At 67.9% G+C, this 17,665-nt stretch carries 18 protein-coding genes; 5 read left to right on the plus strand and 13 right to left on the minus strand.

Translation table 11 applies throughout. The features are described 5' to 3' along the window. Window positions 1-14: 14 nt before the first annotated feature. The 9 genes from MVA01S_RS08480 to MVA01S_RS08520 form a co-directional block, all read right to left on the minus strand. Entirely contained in the window at window positions 15-803 is a 789-nt protein-coding gene (locus tag MVA01S_RS08480; protein ID WP_003930693.1) for an ABC transporter ATP-binding protein, read from the minus strand. Window positions 804-846: 43 nt separating this feature from the next. Then, the gene (locus MVA01S_RS08485; RefSeq protein ID WP_003930692.1) at window positions 847-1,647 is read right to left on the minus strand and encodes an ABC transporter permease; all 801 of its coding nucleotides are present in this window, start codon (window positions 1,645-1,647) and stop codon (window positions 847-849) included. After that, window positions 1,644-2,459: an ABC transporter permease gene (locus MVA01S_RS08490; protein ID WP_040541394.1), complete on the minus strand. Its 816-nt coding sequence runs from the start codon at window positions 2,457-2,459 to the stop codon at window positions 1,644-1,646. The genes MVA01S_RS08485 and MVA01S_RS08490 overlap by 4 nt, the downstream gene beginning before the upstream one ends. Then, the gene (locus MVA01S_RS08495) at window positions 2,456-3,550 is read right to left on the minus strand and encodes an FAD-dependent oxidoreductase (RefSeq protein WP_237024308.1); all 1,095 of its coding nucleotides are present in this window, start codon (window positions 3,548-3,550) and stop codon (window positions 2,456-2,458) included. Before MVA01S_RS08495 ends, MVA01S_RS08490 begins: the two co-directional genes overlap by 4 nt. A 56-nt stretch (window positions 3,551-3,606) precedes the next feature. Further along, window positions 3,607-4,494, minus strand: a complete 888-nt coding sequence (locus MVA01S_RS08500; RefSeq protein ID WP_003930689.1) for an NAD(P)-dependent oxidoreductase — start codon at window positions 4,492-4,494, stop codon at window positions 3,607-3,609. Between the two features lie 11 nt (window positions 4,495-4,505). Further along, window positions 4,506-5,540 (minus strand): D-2-hydroxyacid dehydrogenase, encoded by a 1,035-nt coding sequence (locus MVA01S_RS08505; protein WP_003930688.1) that lies wholly within the window; start codon window positions 5,538-5,540, stop codon window positions 4,506-4,508. Between the two features lie 55 nt (window positions 5,541-5,595). Next, window positions 5,596-6,585 carry an alpha/beta fold hydrolase gene (locus MVA01S_RS08510; RefSeq protein ID WP_003930687.1) on the minus strand — a complete coding sequence of 330 codons (990 nt, stop codon included), beginning with the start codon at window positions 6,583-6,585 and terminating at the stop codon, window positions 5,596-5,598. 40 nt (window positions 6,586-6,625) lie between these two features. Beyond that, window positions 6,626-7,981 carry a type III glutamate--ammonia ligase gene (gene glnT, locus MVA01S_RS08515; protein ID WP_003930686.1) on the minus strand — a complete coding sequence of 452 codons (1,356 nt, stop codon included), beginning with the start codon at window positions 7,979-7,981 and terminating at the stop codon, window positions 6,626-6,628. 183 nt (window positions 7,982-8,164) lie between these two features. Then, window positions 8,165-9,136 carry a GlxA family transcriptional regulator gene (locus MVA01S_RS08520; RefSeq protein WP_060941575.1) on the minus strand — a complete coding sequence of 324 codons (972 nt, stop codon included), beginning with the start codon at window positions 9,134-9,136 and terminating at the stop codon, window positions 8,165-8,167. An 81-nt stretch (window positions 9,137-9,217) separates the two neighbouring features. Between MVA01S_RS08520 and MVA01S_RS08525 the strand changes: the two genes are divergently transcribed. The 3 genes from MVA01S_RS08525 to MVA01S_RS08535 all read left to right on the plus strand — a co-directional run bounded on the left by MVA01S_RS08525 (window position 9,218) and on the right by MVA01S_RS08535 (window position 12,447). Beyond that, on the plus strand, window positions 9,218-10,492 hold the full coding sequence (locus tag MVA01S_RS08525; protein ID WP_003930914.1) for an MFS transporter: 1,275 nt from the start codon (window positions 9,218-9,220) through the stop codon (window positions 10,490-10,492). Between the two features lie 1,067 nt (window positions 10,493-11,559). Next, the gene (locus tag MVA01S_RS08530; RefSeq protein ID WP_003930913.1) at window positions 11,560-11,871 is read left to right on the plus strand and encodes a hypothetical protein; all 312 of its coding nucleotides are present in this window, start codon (window positions 11,560-11,562) and stop codon (window positions 11,869-11,871) included. 156 nt (window positions 11,872-12,027) lie between these two features. Beyond that, on the plus strand, window positions 12,028-12,447 hold the full coding sequence (locus tag MVA01S_RS08535; RefSeq protein WP_003930912.1) for a ChaB family protein: 420 nt from the start codon (window positions 12,028-12,030) through the stop codon (window positions 12,445-12,447). Here MVA01S_RS08535 and MVA01S_RS08540 read toward each other — a convergent pair. Continuing rightward, window positions 12,444-12,713 carry a YdeI/OmpD-associated family protein gene (locus tag MVA01S_RS08540; RefSeq protein WP_003930911.1) on the minus strand — a complete coding sequence of 90 codons (270 nt, stop codon included), beginning with the start codon at window positions 12,711-12,713 and terminating at the stop codon, window positions 12,444-12,446. The two genes, MVA01S_RS08535 and MVA01S_RS08540, sit on opposite strands and share 4 nt — an antisense overlap. Window positions 12,714-12,783: 70 nt before the next feature. Here MVA01S_RS08540 and MVA01S_RS08545 point away from each other — a divergent pair, with 70 nt between their 5' ends. Together MVA01S_RS08545 and MVA01S_RS08550 are read left to right on the plus strand one after the other, a co-directional pair. Continuing rightward, entirely contained in the window at window positions 12,784-14,667 is a 1,884-nt protein-coding gene (locus MVA01S_RS08545) for an alpha/beta hydrolase (RefSeq protein WP_040541393.1), read from the plus strand. After that, entirely contained in the window at window positions 14,651-15,199 is a 549-nt protein-coding gene (locus MVA01S_RS08550; RefSeq protein WP_040541391.1) for a lipoprotein LppJ family protein, read from the plus strand. Before MVA01S_RS08545 ends, MVA01S_RS08550 begins: the two co-directional genes overlap by 17 nt. Window positions 15,200-15,209: 10 nt before the next feature. Here MVA01S_RS08550 and MVA01S_RS08555 read toward each other — a convergent pair whose 3' ends face one another. From MVA01S_RS08555 to MVA01S_RS08565, 3 genes are all read right to left on the minus strand, one after another. Continuing rightward, window positions 15,210-16,073 carry a polysaccharide deacetylase family protein gene (locus MVA01S_RS08555; protein ID WP_003930908.1) on the minus strand — a complete coding sequence of 288 codons (864 nt, stop codon included), beginning with the start codon at window positions 16,071-16,073 and terminating at the stop codon, window positions 15,210-15,212. Then, entirely contained in the window at window positions 16,073-17,056 is a 984-nt protein-coding gene (gene speB, locus MVA01S_RS08560) for an agmatinase (RefSeq protein ID WP_174538877.1), read from the minus strand. Before speB ends, MVA01S_RS08555 begins: the two co-directional genes overlap by 1 nt. Then, window positions 17,053-17,665, minus strand: a 613-nt coding sequence (locus tag MVA01S_RS08565; protein ID WP_060941576.1) for an SDR family NAD(P)-dependent oxidoreductase, incomplete at its 5' end; no start/stop codon positions are given. The genes MVA01S_RS08565 and speB, both read right to left, overlap by 4 nt.

Below are 17,665 nucleotides of genomic sequence, written 5' to 3' on the forward strand. Positions count from 1 at the left end.
CGATCTGATTGGCGTCAGGTAGTGGCGAGAGCCGCGTCATTGCGGACCATCTCGCGGATACGGCTGAACACATGGGCGCGCAGATGCGCGAATTCGGGCAGGGATTTGGTCTCGATCTGATCCCGTTGTTCGGGCAGGTCGATGTCGACGACCTCGGCGACACAGCTCGGCGAGCGCGTCACGATCGCCACCCGGTTGCTCAGGTACACCGATTCGTCGACGTCGTGGGTGACGAAAAGCACGGTGGTTCCGGTCTCGTCGCGCACGCGCAGCAGCAGGTCCTCCAGATCCGCGCGGGTCTGCGCGTCGACCGACGCGAACGGCTCGTCCATGATGAGCACCGCCGGGCGGTAGGCGATGGCCCGCGCGATCGCGACGCGCTGCTGCATCCCGCCGGAGAGCTGGAACGGCTTCTTGTGCGCGGCGTCGGCCAGCCCGACCTCGGCCAGGGCCCGCTCGACCCGGGTGCGGCGCTCAATGGTGCTGATGCCCTTCTTGATCAGCGGGAGCTCCACGTTCTTCGCGACGGTGATCCACGGGAACAGCGAGCGGGCGTAGTCCTGGAACACCACCGCGAAGTTGGCGGGCGGTCCGTCCACCCGCTGACCGTTGAACGTCACCGAACCGCTGGTCGGCTTGTCGAGTCCGGCCACACACCGCAGCAGCGTGGTCTTTCCCGCGCCGGACGGTCCGACGATGCTGAACAGCTCGCCTTCCCGCACGGTGAAGGACATGTCGGCGACAGCGGTGAATCCGCCGCCCTTGCCGGGGTAGGTCTTCTCGAGGCTTGAAACGACGAGCATCGGTCACTGCCTTTCACATTGTCGGGCGGGCGGGAGCGGGGGTTCAGCGGGTGTCGGAGCGCCGCGGGTCGCTCCACCGCAGCAACCGGCGTTCGACCAACGAGTAGAGGAATGTCATGAGGAATCCGAGAATGCCCAGCACCAGAATCCCCGACCACATCGTCAACAGCTGGAACGTCGCCTGCGCCTGGGTGATGACGAAGCCCAATCCCTTTTGGGCGCCGACCATCTCGCTGGTCACCATCAGGATCAAGCTCAGCGGGATGGCGATCCGCACACCGACGAGCACCCTCGGCAGCACCGCGGGCAGCACCACGTAGAACTGGCGCCGCGGGCCGGTGATGTTGAACGCCCGCGCCGAGGCGACCATGGTCGCGTCCAGGCGGCGCGCGCCGTCGGCGGTGCTGAGCAGCACGGGCCAGACGCAGCCCAGCGCGATCAGGAAGATCTTCATCTCCGGGCTCACCCCGAACAGCATCATCGCGAACGGGATCAGTGCGGTGCTCGGAATCGCGCGGGCGAACTCCAGCGTCGGCGACACCATGCGCTCGACGATCGGAAGTTGGCCGATCACCAGGCCGACCGTGACCCCGAGGATGATCGCGATCGCCAGGCCCGCGCTCAGCGTGGTCAGACTGGCCTGGATGTTGGCCAGCCCCTGCGGCGTCGTCCAGTACTCGGCGGCCTCGGCGATGATCGCCGACAGCGGCGGGAAGTACGCGGTGCCGCTGTTGGCCGACAGCAGGAACCACGCCGCCAGCGCGCCGAACGCGCCGATCACCCCCAGCATCGTGCGGCCGCGCCCGGTCGACAGCACCGTCGATGCCGCGGTCAACGTGGTCATCGCGTGTCCCCCAGTCCCTGTGCCGACAACACCTTGTTCTCCAATCGGCGCATCAGCGCGTTCAGGGCGATCCCGGCCAGGCCGCTCAACACGATGTAGGCGTACATGCGGGCGGGGTTTCCGGCCGACCGCGACATCGTGATCTCGTAGCCGATACCGGGCATCTGGATGATGATCTCGGCCGTCACCACCAGGATCAGCGTCGTCGAGGTGGCCAACCGGATCGCGGTCGTCAGATAGGGCAGCATGCTGGGCAGCTGGATCCAGCGGATCTTCTGCCAGGTGGTCAGGTGATAGGAGCGGGCGGTCTCCAGGCCCACCGGGTGGGCGGCCCGCACGCCGGCGATCGCCGGCACCAGCACCTGCCAGAACGCCGCGAACACCGCCAGGAACAACGCGCTCTGGGATCCGGTGCCGATGGTCAGGACCACCAGCGGGATCAGCGCCACCGAGGGCACCGGCCGGAGGAACTCGATCGCCGGCCGCAGCAGTGCTTCCAGCGGAGCGAGCAGACCGAGCGTGATCCCCGCCGCGGTGCCCAGCACCACCGCGATGCACAGCGCGAGCAGCCAGGTGCTCATGGTCTGCCACAGCGCCGATGCCAGCGCCGTCCCGCTCAATTCGGTGACGAACGCCCCCGCGATCTGACTGGCCGGCGGAAAGTAGCCGGCCGGCAGCACATCTGTCCGGGTGAGGAGCTCCTGCAGGCCGATCAGGCCGACGATGAACGCCACCGTCAGTACCCGGCCGTCGAGGGCGAAGGAGGGGAGGCGGCGTGGTCGCGGAAGCGTTATCGCGGTGACTGCGGTCATGATTCGAACTCCAGGTACCGGTTGATCTGCAGATTGCCCTGACCGGATCGGTATTCCTTGCGGGTGCGCTCGTAGTCGAAATGCAGTCGCGAGTAGTCCACCATCTTGTTGGCGACCGGAATCCGCTCCTGCTCGAACACCTTCAGCGCCGTGCGGACGTCGTCGTGCTCGCCGAGGCGCTGCGCCAGGGTCTGTCCGTCGATCAGCGCCTGATTCGCGCCCTGGGCCATCCCGGGGTACATCGGGTGGGCCGCGTCGCCGATCAGCGTGACCCGGCCGTCCACCCACCGCGGCAGATGGTCACGGTAGTGCCCGATCTCGCGGCCGATGATGGACTCCGGCTCGGTGCACGCGATGATCCGCGGGACGGGCGTCTCGGTCCACGTGTCGTAGACGGCACGGAACTCGTCGAAGGTGGAGAGCCCGCCGATGGAGCCGTACCAGTAGGCGTGCGTGGCGTCGATCGGGATCCAGCCGAAATGGCCTTCCGCGCCGTACACGTCGGCCTGCACGTTGTCCGGGACCCCGGCCTGTGCGGTCGGGAACACCCCGCGCCAGCGGACGATCCCCTCCTCGGTGAACCGGGGGGCCTCCCCCAGCATGGTGTTGCGGATCCGCGACCCGATGCCGTCGGCCCCCAGCAGCACGTCACCGTCCGCGCTGCGGCCGTCCTCGAAGTGCACCGTGACCGAATCGTCGGTCTGGGTGTAACCCACCGCGGTGGTGTTGAACGCGATCTCGCCCGGGTCGAGCGCTTCGGCGAGCATCGCGTTCAGCCGGCGCCTGCGTGCCCCGGTGACCGGGGCGCCCAGTTCCTGCGGCCACTGGCTCACGTCGATGTCGGAGGTCAGGGTGCCGTCGCTGTCAAGGGCCCACCACCGGTCCATCGCCGCCGCGAACGACCTGAACTGACCGCCCAGCCCCAGGCCGTCGATGACCCGCACACCGTTCGGCCAGATGTTGAGTCCCACACCGGCCGTCCGGAGTTCGCTGTCGCTCTCGAAGATCTGGACCTGCCAGCCCTTCTGCTTCAGGTGCAGGGCGGACGAGAGCCCCGCTACTCCGCCGCCACAGATCAATGCTGTTGGCACGACTACTGTTCCTTCCGATATGTCTTGTGGGCTGGGCGATCCCGCGTCGTCGCGGACTACCGGCCGTCCGGGGACGATCCGCTCAGTCGCTCGAGCGCCTTGATCAGTGCGCTGTGATCGAGCCCGCCGTCGCCGGCCGAGCGCAGTGCCTGCACCAGCTGGGTGATGACGCCGGTCAGCGGCACCGCGATCTGCGCCCGTTCGGCCGCGGCCAGCGCGATCTTGAGGTCCTTGTGGTGCAGGTCCAGCCGGAACCCCGGGGTGAAATCGCGGGCCAGCATCTTCGGCGCCTTCACCTCGAGCACCTTGCTGGCCGCCAGCCCGCCGCCGAGGACCGCCAGCGCCGCGTCGATGTCCACGCCGGTGCGCTGCAGCAGCGTCACCGCCTCACCCACCAGCGCGAGGTTGCCCGCCACCAGCATCTGGTTGGCCGCCTTGACGAGCTGCCCCGACCCGGCGGGACCGACATGCATCAGCGTGGCAGCCACCGCGGTCAGCACCTCGCTCGCGCGGCGCACCGCGTCCGCGTCGCCGCCCATCATCACCGCGAGCGTTCCGGCCTTGGCGCCGACGTCCCCGCCGCTGACCGGAGCGTCCACGAATGCGATGTCGTGTTCGGCCAGCCGGCCGGCGATCGCCACCGCGGCGTCGGGTGAGATTGTGCTGCAGTCGATCACCAGCGATCCTGGCCGCAGCGTGGACACCACACCGGCGTCACCGAACAGCACCTCCTCGACCTCGGGCGAGTCGGGCAGCATCGTGATGACGACGTCCGCCTTCTCCCCGACGTGCGCGGGACTGGTACCGCCCACCGCACCGCGGGCCTCGAGCGCGTCGACCTTGGCGCGGGAGCGGTTGAAGACCACCACGTCATGGCCGGCGTCGACGAGATGGCCGGCCATCGGCTCGCCCATCACGCCGAGCCCGATGAATCCGATGTTCATGGTCACTCTCCTCAGTACCCGAGGGTCAGGTCGACGACATTGCGGAATTCGCGGCCCGCGACGAGCCGCTGCAGGTTGTCCACGAACACGTCCACCTGGCGGTCGCCCAACAGCTGCGAGGCGTGCGAGTCGTGCGGGAACACCATGGCGCCCGGCGCTTTCCACAGCGGATCGTCGGCGGGCAGCGGTTCGGTCGCGTGGCAGTCGATCAGCGCACCGGACAGATGCCCGCGCTCCAGCGCGTCGGTGAGCGCTTCGGCGTCGTGGATCGCGCCGCGGGCGACGTTGGCGACCCAGCCGCCGGGCTTGAGCGCCGCGAATGCCTTCGCATCGATGAGGCCGCGGGTGGCCGGCGTCAGCGGAGCGGCGATCACCAGGTAGTCGGATTCGGCCAGTACGTCGTGCAACTGGGCGGTGGCGACCGTGTGGTCAAAGCCGTCGACCGGCTTGCCGCTGCGGTTGACGCCGATCGTCCGAATGCCCAGCACCCGCGCGATCGTCGCCGTCCGCGCGCCGATGCTGCCGGTGCCCAGCACCGTCATCGTGGAGCCGGCCAGTTCGCGTGCCGGCAGTTCCTTCCACTCCCGGGCCGCCTGGTTCTCCCAGCGTTCCCGCAGCATCTTCGCCTGCGCCAGAATGCCGGTGATCACGGTCTCGGCGATGGCGTTGGCCGCCACACCGGAGGCATTGGCCAGCACCACGCCCTCGGGCATGATCCCCACCAGGTGTTCGGCACCCGAGCTCATCGACTGCAGCAGTTTGAGATCCGGGTTGAACAGCTGCTCGAGCCCGGGCATCTTCAGGATGCCCTGCTCGATCTCGATCTCCTTCTTGGAGCCGCTGGTCTCGACCATGATCGCGTGCGGCGGCCGCTGCGGGCCCTTACCGGCATTGAGCTCCGAGACCGGGATGTGTTCCAGCCACACGTCTTCGGCGACACCGGTGATCCGGTCCTTCTGTTCCTGGGTCAGCCAGATTCCCTCGTCGGGATTCTCGGGGTTCTGGACCGCCTTGGGCAGACCCGCGACTACGACGTTGAGTGACACTCGCCTGGTTCTCCTGCTCTGATTCGCTGTGTGCTTCGGTGTGAGATGTGTGGTGTCACGAGGTCTTGAGCAGCTCACGCAGGCATGCGTCGACCTCGTCCTGTTCTTCGGCGCGGATCCCCGGCCGTCCTGCGATGTGCCCGAGCGGCGACACCATCGGCCGCACCTCCCCGTTGGGGAGCCAGGACGCCTCGAGGGTGTTCTCGGCGACGGTGAAGTAGGTGTCGGTCACCGACGGCATCAGCACCGTGCGGGCGGTGATGCGGCCGAGCCGCTCCCCCACCGCGTCCAGATCACCGTCGGCGGCGCGCCACATCGTCAACGCGGCCAGCAGATCTCCCGCGTGCATGCTCTGGTGGTCCTCGCCCCATCGCGCGACCACGTCGGCGGGGCTGGAGTAGCCCAGCTCCCGGTACACCTCGTCGGCGAAGAACTGCTCGCAGTACGCCCAGCCGGCATAGACCCGGCCGAACACGTCGAGCCGTTCGCGTGCTGCCGTGCCGTCTGCGCCCCCAGCGCCGACGGTCAACGCGGCGCTGACCGAGTCGAGGAACACCTGGTTGATCGGCGAGCACCGCGCCGCCGAACAGAGGGCGTACACCGCCGACACGCGGTCGGGGTAGCGGGCCGCGAACTCCAGCGACTGCATTCCGCCCAACGACCACCCGGCGACCAGGCGTAGATGCTGCACGCCGAGTCTGTCGAGGACGAGCTGCGCCGCACGCACGCTGTCCCCGACGCGGACCTCGGGGAACGGGGTGCCGGCTGTCGACGGTGACGTCGACACCCCGTTTCCGAAGTGGTCGACCACGACGACGAAGTGCTCGTTCGGGTCCAGCGGGCGCCCCGGCCCGATCCACGGCTGGTAGCTGAGGTCGTCACCGGTGTAGTAGGTGAACAACAGCACCACGTTGTCCCCGGCGGCCGACAGCGACCCGTAGGTGCGGTAGCTGACCTGCGCGTCGGCCAGCGCCGCGCCCGACTCGAGCGAGAACTCCGGCAGGGCAAGCTGATTCCTGGTGCCGTGGTCCGGGGTGGTCGTCATCTCACCTGCCTTCGTCGGTCGGGTTTCGGGGCGGGACGGATCAGAAGAACTTCAGGTAGCGGTCGCGCTCCCAGTCGGTCACGGCGGTGGCGTAGGACGTCCACTCGGCGCGCTTGTAGTCGATGAACGACTTCCAGAGCTTCTCGCCGCACACCTGCTTGGTGAACGGGTCCGCCTCGAACGCGTCCACTGCCTCCTCGAGGGTCCGCGGAAGCAGTGCCACACCGCGCTTCTGGTACTCGACGGGGTCGACCTCGTAGAGGTTCTCGGTGTGGAAGTGCTCCAGCTCGAGCTTCTCGCGCACGCCCTCCAGGCCCGCGGCGAGCAGCATGGCCGCCGCCAGATGCGGGTTGGCCGCGGAATCGACTGCGCGGCATTCGATCCGGCCGCCGCCGAGCGGGATGCGCAGCATGTTGGTGCGGTTGTTGTTGCCGCAGCTGGCGAAGATCGGCGCCCACGTCGAGCCGGACATGCTGCCCTGGCGGACCAGGCGCTTGTAGCTGTTCACCGTCGGCGCGATGACCGCGCAGATCGCCGCGGCGTGCCGGACGATCCCGGCGGCGAAGTGATAGCCGATCTCGCTGAGCCCGGCGTTGCGCGGGTCGTCGGCGGATTCGAAGATGTTCGCGCCGCTGTCCAGCCCGGCCATCGACATGTTGAAGTGCGCGCCCGACCCGGTGCGGTCGGCGAACGGCTTGGGCATGAACGAGACGTAGGCGCCGTGCTTGCGGGCGACCTCGTTGGCCATCATGCGGAAGAACACCACGCGGTCGGCCATCGACAGACCGTCGGCGTAGGCGAAGTCGATCTCGAACTGGCCCTGGGCGTCCTCGTGGTCGAACGAGTAGACGTCCCAACCGAGTTCGTTCATGTACTCGACCAGCTCGTCGAGCCAGCCCAGGTTGTCCAACAGGGTGGGGACCGCGTAGCACGGCTTCTCCAGCGTGTCGCGCTCGCTCAGGCTGCTCGGGCCGGTCGGTCCGTCTTCGAGGACGAAGAACTCGGTCTCGACGCCGAGATTGAACTGGTAGCCCATCTCCTCGGCGGCTTTCATCTGCCGGCCCAGCGTGTTACGCGTCGACGCTTCGAACGGCTCGCCGCCGACGTACAGGTCCGACAGGAACAGTGCGACGTCCTTGCGCCACGGCAGCACGAAGCCCCGGTCCAGGTCGGGGTGCGCGGAGAGTTCCTCGTCGCTGACGTCCTGCGGCAGGCCGTCCAGTGCCGCGCCGGTGAACAGCTCCGAGCCCTGTGACATCTGCAGGAAATGGTCGATCGGGACCATCTTGCCCTTGATGTTGCCGTGCAGATCCGTGTAGCCGGCGATGCTGAACCGCACGCCGTCGTCCTTCAACTGCTTGGCCAGCACCTCGGCCTCAGCTGCATCATGCGTCATCGTCGGAACCCCTCATCGCTAGTTTCGATCACGTATCGAAACCGTAGGAAGGGGTTATTTCCCATCCGTGGCGCTTGTGTTAAATGCAAATGTCGAAGGGCACCCCGGTCGGGCCCTCTCCGGCCCGCTGTGAGAACCCCGTTGTGCCCAAAGGCAATCCAATCGGGCCGCGCGGCGGGACGGTCAGGAACCCGCGAAGGCCTTCCGGTAACTCGACGGGGACATCCCCAGACCGCGGCGCAAATGGTGACGCAGGTTCGCACCCGAGCCGAGCCCGGACAGGCGGGCCACCTCGTCGATGCCGAGCTCCGATCCGTGGGCCTCGAGCAACTCGCGCGCCCGGTCGACCCGGCGGTTGCGGATCCACTCCCCCGGCGGCTGCCCGGTCTCTTCGCGGAACCGGCGGATGAACGTGCGCGGACTCATCCCCGCGTGCTCCGCGAGCCGGCGGATGGTCAGTGGTTCCTGCAGATGCTCACACGCCCAGCTGCGCGTCGCCGCGGTCGACGCGGAATCCTCTGCGGGCAAAGGTGTTTGGATGAACTGCGCCTGACCGCCCTCGCGCGACGGCGAGACCACGCAGTACCGTGCCACCGCGTTGGCCACCTGGGCGCCGTGGTCGCGGCGAATCACGTGCAGGCACAGGTCGATCCCGGCGGCCAGCCCCGCCGAGGTCAGCACGTCCCCGTCGTCGACGAACAACACGTTCGCATCGAGGTGCACCCGGGGATAGAGCGCGCTGAACGTGTCGGCATGCTGCCAGTGGGTGGTGGCCGGCCGGCCGTCGAGCAGGCCGGCGGCGGCCAGCACGAACGCGCCAGTGCAGATGGACATCCTGCGCGCCGAGGCCGGCACTGTTGCCAACGCGGCGGCCACGTCGTCGTCCAGCCGGCCGTGCACCCGCGCCGGCGGATACCGGGTGCCGGGGATGAGCACCGTGTCGGCCGTCGCCAGCGCGTCGGCACCGGCCGGCGCAACGATCCCGAAACCCCCACTGGCCGACACGGTCCCGGCAGCCAGTGCGCACACGCTGACCTCGTAGAGGGGCGCACCGGTCGCATCGACGGCGGCGCCGAACAGTGTCGGGGCGATGGCGGCGTCGAACCCGATGACGGGTTCGAGCAGCAGTACCGCGACCCGGTGGGGAGACGCCATGGACCCATCGTGGCATGTTTTTGACGGATATCGGCAGACTTGCCACTGTCCGGTGCCCGGCCGACACGCCATAGTCGTACAGTGACCGTCACCGAACGTGCTCCGGAACGGGACGCCCGCCTGCACTGGGCCTGGGTCGTGGCCGCCGTCAGCTTCGTCGCGCTGCTCGGCGCGGCCGGGTTCCGCTCGGTGCCCGGCGTGATGATGAACCCGCTGCACGCCGAGTTCGGCTGGTCGCACGGCACCGTCGGACTCGCGATGTCGGTGAACATGACGCTGTTCGGGCTCACCGCGCCGTTCGCCGCGGCGCTGATGGACCGCTTCGGGATCCGGCCGGTCCTGACCGTCGCGCTGGGCATGATCGCCGCCGGAAGCTCACTGAGCGCGTTGATGACCGCCAGCTGGCAACTGGTGGTGCTGTGGGGGGTGCTCGTCGGCGCCGGCACCGGTGCCATCTCGATGGGGTTCGTCGCGACGATCGCCACCCGCTGGTTCGAGGCCAGGCGCGGCCTGGTGACCGGCGTGCTGACCGCGGCCAGCGCCACCGGCCAGCTGATCTTCCTGCCCGTCGTGGCGGCGGTGACGACGCAGCACGGCTGGCGCTGGGCCTCCCTGGTGGTGGCCGTCGCGGCGCTGGCGGTGATCCCGCCCGTGCTGCTGCTGATGCGGAACTGGCCCCAGGACAAGGGTCTCGGCCGGTACGGCCAGGAAGCCGGGCTCGACACCGGACCGGTTCCGCGGCCGCCGGGCAGCAGTTTCGCGGCCGCGTTCTCAGGCTTGCTGCTGGGCGCGCGGGTGCCGGCCTTCTGGCTGTTGGCGGGCAGCTTCGCGATCTGCGGGATGACCACCAACGGCCTGATCGGCACGCACTTCATCCCGGCGGCCAACGACCACGGGATGCCCACCACGGTGGCCGCCGGGCTGCTGGCCGTCGTCGGCATCCTGGACGTGGCGGGCACGGTGTTCTCTGGCTGGCTGACCGATCGGGTGGACCCACGCGTGCTGCTGGTCATCTACTACACGGGCCGGGGTGTGTCCCTGGTCGCGCTGCCCGCGCTGCTATCCCCGCAGGCCGAACCCGGCACCTGGGTGTTCATCATCTTCTACGGCCTGGACTGGGTGGCCACCGTGCCGCCGACGATTGCGCTGTGCCGCCACTACTTCGGCGCGCAGGCGCCGATCGTGTTCGGCTGGGTGTTCGCCTCCCACCAGTTCGGCGCGGCCGTCGCCGCCGCGGGCGCGGGCTGGTTGCGGGACATGCACGGCGACTACGACATGGCGTTCTATCTGGCCGCGGGCCTGTGCGGGGTCGCCGCACTGCTGTGTCTGTCGGTGCGCAAAGCGCCGACCACCTGACCCATTGGGCTCCGATATGCCTTTCGCATTCTGCGCGCGGTAAATCGTGCTGGCCGCGAGCCCAAATCGTTGGATGGGTGCTCGATTGCTTAGGAGTGCACCATGGGCGGCAGGCAACTCACCGCCATCCGATTGTCCCCCGTCGGCGACGCGACGACCTTCCCCGAACGTCAGTCGGCGCCAACCTTGAGTGCCAAGCCCGTTGATACGCGATCGACGGCTAACCAAGGATCTACAACAGACCCCTCCAAACGCTCGCATCGAATGCGTCGTCGTCCGCAGGTGACCAGCAGGCCTGAACCTGCCTATCACCGCACTCGATCGAACTAGGTCGGTCAAGATTTTTCGAGGTGCGCTTCTCAGCGTCTGTTTGCATCGCTGCCAGTTCATCAGTCGTTTTGGAAAGGAGTTCTGGTTCATAGTTCGGCGGCAGGCGGTCGACAGGGACACCAATAAGTACGTTAGCGAGCTTCTCTTTGCCTGGCTTCGGGGTTTCATGATCTGGTCGATATTCTCGTCGCAGAGTTAGGAATCCGCCCAAAGAACTAGCCGTAACGCCCGTGGGAGCGCTATACGAATTCCCCAATGCTCGCCGAATCTGACCGTTGCATTGGTTTGGTAACTCCTCCCCGCGGTGGCGCATGAACAGCACCTCTAAGGCGCGCCTAACGATCCGTATTTGTGAGTCCGCGCGGAGACAAGGTCGTCGAGAACTCGTTAGTCAGTTACGCAGTTAGCACATGCAACGCACTTTTCGTCTGGGGCAACTTCCCGCCGCGCAGCGTCGCTAGTAGCTTCACATCCTGCCCAAGGCACCGCTCATCACCATCCCCGGCGCCATGACCGAGTAACTCATTTCCCCGCCGAGCGCGCCAAACCTCGGTGTAAGCTCGCCACATTTCTTTGTATATCGGGGAGACGATGTGACAACTGTTATCACTCGCTGCGGAACTTGCGGTCAACGGAACCGCATCGTCGAGTTGGTTAGGACCAAGGCCCTACGGTGCGGAAATAAGCGGTGCAGAGATCCCCTAGCGACGCCCGCCATTGTTGATTACCTTATTGCGGTGAAGGATGCCCTAGCCGACGTGGATCGGAACTTCAGACGCTTCGCACCTCCCAGTCAGCATGCCGCTCTTGAGAAGGTCTTCCGGCGGCAGGAGAAGATCCTGAGATCTCTGCCTGATTACCCCGGTTACCGCTTTACAGTCATCGCTTCGCGGGAGCTTGTTTTGGACATCGAGGAATCCGTCGAGGGTATTCAGAAAAAGCTGGATTCCAACATTTTTTCTATGGCGAGGCGCGCATTGGACACGTTGATCGACATCTTCAAGAACGGCAACGGACCCCTCGCTCTGGTGCGCGGCCTTACCGGCTAAGGCTTCGAAGATCGAGTTGTAACCGCTGACAGTCGCCTATCCCGATATAGGAAGTGTCTGCGAATTGATCCCTCAGATGCCCGCTGAGGCAGGTGCACACTCATGCCTCAGGTGCATCCGGGTACCCCGCGATCACGCGACCGACGGGAGGGCCTGATGCCGAAGACAACCAAATCCGGCGATGCGAAGAAGAGCGAACTACCGAGCACGCTGGAGAAGTCCGACGAGAAGGCGCAGCGAACCTTCGCCAAAGCGCACGACGCCGCCGCCGACCAGTACGGCGAGGGTGAACGGGCCCACCGGGTCGCCTACAGCGCGGTCAAACACAGCTACGAGAAGATCGGCGACCACTGGGAAGAGAAGGACCACCGCGGGCCGTCCGACGAGCGCAGCGAAAGCGGCGGGCCCAACCCGGAAGGCGAGAGCGCCGAGGGCGTCGACGCCAACGCATCCAAGAAGCACCTCGTGGACGTGGCCCGCAGACTCGACATCCGCGGCCGTTCGAAGATGACCAAAGACGAACTGATCACCGAGATTATGAGGGCGAACCGGCGGGAGAGCCGCCGCGACGACTAAGCCTTGCCGGTGCGCTCGCGGTGCTTGCAGCCGGGCCAGCAGCACGGCCTGCGCATGCCGTCGGCCAGCTCCTCCTGGGTGCGGCGGATCCGCCGCTCACGGGTCTTCTGCTGTTTGGCATCCTCCACCCAGCAGATGAACTCGTTGCGCGCCAGCGGCGTGATGTCCTTCCACGCGCTCAGCACGCTCGCGTCGCCGAGCAGCGCGACGCGCAGATCGTCGGGAAGCTCGTGGACCACCCCGCCCGGCACGGCCTGACTGCTCACCGGCACAGACTAACTCCGCCGGGACCGGTCGTGAATGTGGAACTATCGGGGCAGCCGGAACGGGAGGGTCATGGCGGTTTCAGTGTCGACGGTGCGGGACTCGGAGCCCGACCGGCTGGTCGACGCCGCCGACGCCATGGACCGCAAGCACTCCGCACTGCAGACCGTCATCGCCGGCGAGCGGGAGCTGCTGTCCCATCTCAGCAGTCACTGGACCGGCTCGGCCTCCACGACCGCCGTCGCGCAGGGTCTCAAGGACATCGCCACGCAGGAGCGGGTCGCCCGCCGGCTGCTCAACCTGGAATCCGCACTGCGCAACGGCGGCATGCAGATGGCGGCGCTGCGCGACGCGCTGCTGGACCTGATCTCGACCCTGGACAGGTTCGGGTTCGCCGTCGCCGACGACGGCACCGTGACCCCCGAGCAATGGCTGGTCGGGCGCTTCCTCGACAGCCTGGCCGACAAGTTCACCGCGTTCGTCCAGAAGATGCTGCAACTGTTCACCGATCTCGACGAGAACACCGCCTCGGCGATCGATCAGGCCGCCGGCGTCGACATCCCCAATCCGGCGTTGCGCGTGGACGGTCAGGACATCCAGATCCCCTCCCCGGACACCGATCCCGCCGACGTCGAACAGTGGTGGAACGCGCTGACCGAGGAACAGCGCCGCGGGCTGATCGCGGCGCATCCTCCGATGCTGGGCAACCTCAACGGAATTCCGGCCGACGTGCGTGACCAGGTCAACGTCGCGGTGATGGACGACGACCTCGACCGGGTGGAGAACGTCGCGTCCGGCAACAACATCTCGATCGACGAAGTGACGGGCAACCCCGGCCGCTACGGGCTGTCCGAGAGCGATGTCACCCGCTACCAGAACGCGAAGCGGACCCAGGAAGGTCTGCTGCACCAACTCGGCGCACCGGACAGCGACACCCGCCGGTACAGCGAGATCGGCGCGCAGGAGCGGCACGACAAGGGCTGGCGCCCGACCATGCTGTGGGCCTACGACCCGCAGGCCTTCGACGGCAAGGGCCGGGCCGCGGTCGCAATCGGCAACCCGGACACGGCATCTCACACCGCGGTCATCGTGCCGGGTACCAGCGCCAGCGTGCGCGACGGCTGGCTGTCCGACGGCCACAACGACGCGATCAACCTGTACGGCCAAGCCCTCAAGGCCGATCCCGGCGACCCGACCGCGGTGCTCTCCTGGATGGGGTACGACACCCCCGAGAGCTTCACCGACCCGAACATCGCCAACACCGGCCTGGCCCGCGCCGGCGGCGACGCACTGGCCTGGGATGTCAACGGGCTCAGCGTCACCCACCACGACGGCGTCGCCAACCAGGTCACGGTCATCGGCCACTCCTACGGCTCCACCACCGTCGCCGACGCGTTCGCCAACAGCGGCATGCGCGCCGACCACGCGATCCTGCTCGGCAGCCCGGGCACCGACGTGGCCCGCAGCGCCTCCGATTTCGGCCTCGGCGACGGGCAGGTCTACATCGGTGACGCATCCACCGACCCGGTCGGGTGGCTCGGTCAGATGGGCGACGCGATGCCCGGTCAGCTCAACGAGTCACTCGGCAACATGATGGGCCCGACCGCCGGACTGGGCGCCGACCCGGCGTTCGAAGACTTCGGTGCCACGCGGTTCCGGGCCGAGGTGCCCGGCGCCGACATGATCGACCCGGCCGACCACTCGTACTACTACACCGTCGGTAGCGAGTCGCTGCGCAGCATGACCGAGATCGTCACCGGCAACGGTGACCGCCTCGACGACCTCGGACTGCTGGCCGAGCACCGCACCGAGCTGACGGTGTCCACGCCGCAGAACCTCGACGTGCCGATCCTCGGGGAGGTGCCGTTGCCTCGCGTCGAGGTCGAGACACCGGTGATCTACGACCCCGAATGGGATCGGCTGAGAGGATCGGTGACCAATGACCACGGGTACTAGTCATCGGATCGCGACGCTGGTCGTCATGCTGGCCGCCACGACGTCCGCAGTAGGAGGATGCTCACCCATGTCCCCATCCGAGCCGAGCACACCGCAGGCCAGTGGGCCCAGCGCCCCGCCGCCGACCGATCAGCAGTCCCGCGCACAGGTGGTCGACACCGCCAAAGAGGTTGTGCGCGCGGCGAATCTACGGGTGACGTATGCCAGCTTCCAGTGGGAGTGGTGCAACGACCAGGGCGACCCGCCCTACCACGGCCGCGTCGACCTCGCCTTCGAGACACCCGTCGACCGGAGCGTCAGCCGGCAGATCGCGGAGACCCTGGCCGGGCAACCGGGCTGGGCGCCCGGTCCCCCACCGGGCTTCCAACCCGCCGGCGACGCCGTCCACAAGGGTGGGGTGATGGTGCTCGTCGGCCCCGGCAACTACCCCGACCGCGGCGCGGTGGAGATCTACGGCGAGTGCCGCAACATGAACGACCACCGCGACGACAACGAGCTGACCGACATCACCACCGAGGTCCGCGGCTACTGAGCTTCCCGGGTCAGCGCGGCACGTCGGGCGGGGTGATGGACCGCGGCGGAAGAGCCAGGGAGCGAACGTGTTCGGCCACCGCGCCCAGGTTGGTCACCCACACGTCGTCGTGGTCGAGCACGTAGCGCATCAGCTCGCCGAGCTCGGCGGCCCGCGATGCCCGACCGGTCAGGAACGGATGGTTGGTCAGCACCCAGCAGCCGCCGACCCGGCGCAGCGCGTCGAACTCCAGCTGCCACAGCTCGCGTGCCTTGCGGGGGCTCTCGATCAGTCCGCTGCCGGAGATGTCGGGCAGGAAGCAGTACTGCTCCCAGTCGTCGAGCGCCCACTGGATCGGGATCTCCACCAGCGACTGTCGCCCGCCCGGCGTGATGGCCAGCTCGTAGGGGTGGTCGGCGTCCATCAGGCTGGAGTCGTACAGGAAGTCGCGTTCGGCCAGCAACGCCGGGGTGCGCCAGGACAGATCCCACATCGGCGCCCGGTAGCCCACCGGCCGCACGCCGGCGACCTCGGCCAGCGCGGCCAGGCCGCGGTCCAGCGCGTCGATCTCCTCCTCCAGCGTCAGCGCGGTGGGTTGCTCGTGCAGGTACCCGTGGTGGGCGATCTCGTGGCCGGCGGCGGCGATGCTGCGCACCGCCTCCGGGTAGCGGTCGGCGGTGTGGCCGGGGACGAAGAACGTCGACGGAATCTGGTGCTGCTCAAGCAGATCCAGGATCCGGGGGATGCCGACCAGCGGGCCGTAGGCCTGGTGACTCATCACGCTCATCCGCGCGCCGACGCTCTCGTTGCCCCACAGGATCGCCGACTCGGCGTCGACGTCGAAGGTGAACGCGGCCGCGGCGACCTTACCGGCCGGCCAGGGGAAGCGCTCCATCATCCGACCATAAGGCTGATCAGCTCGTAGGCGAGGTTGGCCCCGGCCACGGCGGTGACCTCGGCGTGGTCGTAGGACGGCGCCACCTCGACGACGTCGGCGCCGACGATGTTCAGCGCGCGCATCGCGCGCAGCACCGCGACCAGTTCGCGGCTGCTCATGCCGCCGATCTCGGGCGTGCCGGTGCCGGGCGCGAACGCCGGATCGAGCACGTCGATGTCGATCGACACGTACACCGGGTGGCTGCCGACGCGGTCCAGGACCCGCTCGATCACCCCGTCGACCCCGATGCGGTCGATGTCGCGGCAGTGCACGACGGTGAAGCCGAGTTCGGCGTCGTCGAGCAGATCCTTCGCGTCGTAGAGCGATCCCCGGATGCCGACGTGGGCGGAGTGGCCCTTGACGATGAGCCCCTGCTCGGACGCGCGACGGAACGGGGTGCCGTGGGTGCACGGCGCGCCGAAGTAGGTGTCCCAGGTGTCGAGGTGGGCGTCGAAGTGCACCAACGCCACCGGACCGTGCAGTTCGTTGACGGCCTGCAGCGCGGGCAGCGCGATGGTGTGGTCGCCGCCGAGCAGCACGAAGCGCTGTTCGGGACGGGTCACCAGACCCAGGATCCCGTCCTTGATCTGATCCACCGCGGTGGTGATGTCGAACGGGTTCGCCGCGATATCGCCGGCGTCGACCACCTGGGCGGCCGCGAACGGGGACACCTCCAGCGCCGGGTGGTAGGGCTTGAGCAGCCGCGACGCCTGCCGGATCGCCGCCGGGCCGAACCGCGCCCCGGGACGGTAGGTGACCCCGCTGTCGAACGGGACGCCGATCACGGCGATGTCGTGGTCGGCGACCTCGTGCCGCTGAGGCAGTCGCGCGAACGTGCCGAACCCGGCATAGCGCGGCACCTGCTGAGCGTCGATCTGGCCGAGCACGCCGGATTCCGAGACGATCCGCGGGTCGTTGTGCACTGAAGGCTCCTCGTTCATGCTCGTGTCCGTGTCGAACCGCCGTTGCACGAGATCACCTGTCCGACAACCGCTTCCATGGTGAAGCCGGACAGCAGCTCGACCGCGGCCGCGATCTCGTCGGCGGCGCCGATGCGCCCCATCGGGATGCCTTCGGCGTAGCTGCGTCGGATTTCGGCCAGCGGTACGCCTGCGGCGTCGGCGTCCACCTGTAGCTGAGGGGTGTCGATCACGCCGGGCGCCACCGCGTTCACGATGATGTGCTCGCGCGCCAACTCCCGTCCCAGCGTCTTGACCAGGGAGATCAACCCGGACTTGGCCGCGGCGTAGGCGGTCGCCTCGGGCCAGCCCGTCACCCCCCATTCGCTGGTGATGACCACGATGCGGCCCGCTCCGGCGTCACGCATGTACGGCAGCACGCTCTGCACCAGGAAGAAGGTGCCACCGAGGTTGGTGTCGACCACCTTCCACCAGTCGTGCTCGTCGTGCTCGAGCAACGGGGCCATCGTCATGTACGCGTGGTTGGCCACCAGCACGTCGAGGCGGCCTGCGGTGGTCGCGACGTGCGCGGCGATCGCCCGGCACTGCTGCGGATCGGACACGTCGCCGGCCGCGGTGAGCCCGCCGATC

It is taken from the genome of Mycolicibacterium vaccae NBRC 14118 = CIP 105934 (assembly GCF_001552715.1).
GTDB classification, from domain to species: Bacteria; Actinomycetota; Actinomycetes; order Mycobacteriales; family Mycobacteriaceae; genus Mycobacterium; species Mycobacterium vaccae.

Coding starts and splice junctions, on each gene's coding strand:
- MVA01S_RS08480 (WP_003930693.1), bottom strand. CDS start 803: ATGCTCGTCGTTTCAAGCCTCGAGAAGACCTACCCCGGCAAGGGCGGC.
- MVA01S_RS08485 (WP_003930692.1), bottom strand. CDS start 1,647: ATGACCACGTTGACCGCGGCATCGACGGTGCTGTCGACCGGGCGCGGC.
- MVA01S_RS08490 (WP_040541394.1), bottom strand. CDS start 2,459: ATGACCGCAGTCACCGCGATAACGCTTCCGCGACCACGCCGCCTCCCC.
- MVA01S_RS08500 (WP_003930689.1), bottom strand. CDS start 4,494: ATGAACATCGGATTCATCGGGCTCGGCGTGATGGGCGAGCCGATGGCC.
- MVA01S_RS08510 (WP_003930687.1), bottom strand. CDS start 6,585: ATGACGACCACCCCGGACCACGGCACCAGGAATCAGCTTGCCCTGCCG.
- glnT (WP_003930686.1), bottom strand. CDS start 7,981: ATGACGCATGATGCAGCTGAGGCCGAGGTGCTGGCCAAGCAGTTGAAG.
- MVA01S_RS08520 (WP_060941575.1), bottom strand. CDS start 9,136: ATGGCGTCTCCCCACCGGGTCGCGGTACTGCTGCTCGAACCCGTCATC.
- MVA01S_RS08535 (WP_003930912.1), top strand. CDS start 12,028: ATGCCGAAGACAACCAAATCCGGCGATGCGAAGAAGAGCGAACTACCG.
- MVA01S_RS08545 (WP_040541393.1), top strand. CDS start 12,784: ATGGCGGTTTCAGTGTCGACGGTGCGGGACTCGGAGCCCGACCGGCTG.
- MVA01S_RS08550 (WP_040541391.1), top strand. CDS start 14,651: ATGACCACGGGTACTAGTCATCGGATCGCGACGCTGGTCGTCATGCTG.
- MVA01S_RS08555 (WP_003930908.1), bottom strand. CDS start 16,073: ATGGAGCGCTTCCCCTGGCCGGCCGGTAAGGTCGCCGCGGCCGCGTTC.
- speB (WP_174538877.1), bottom strand. CDS start 17,056: ATGAACGAGGAGCCTTCAGTGCACAACGACCCGCGGATCGTCTCGGAA.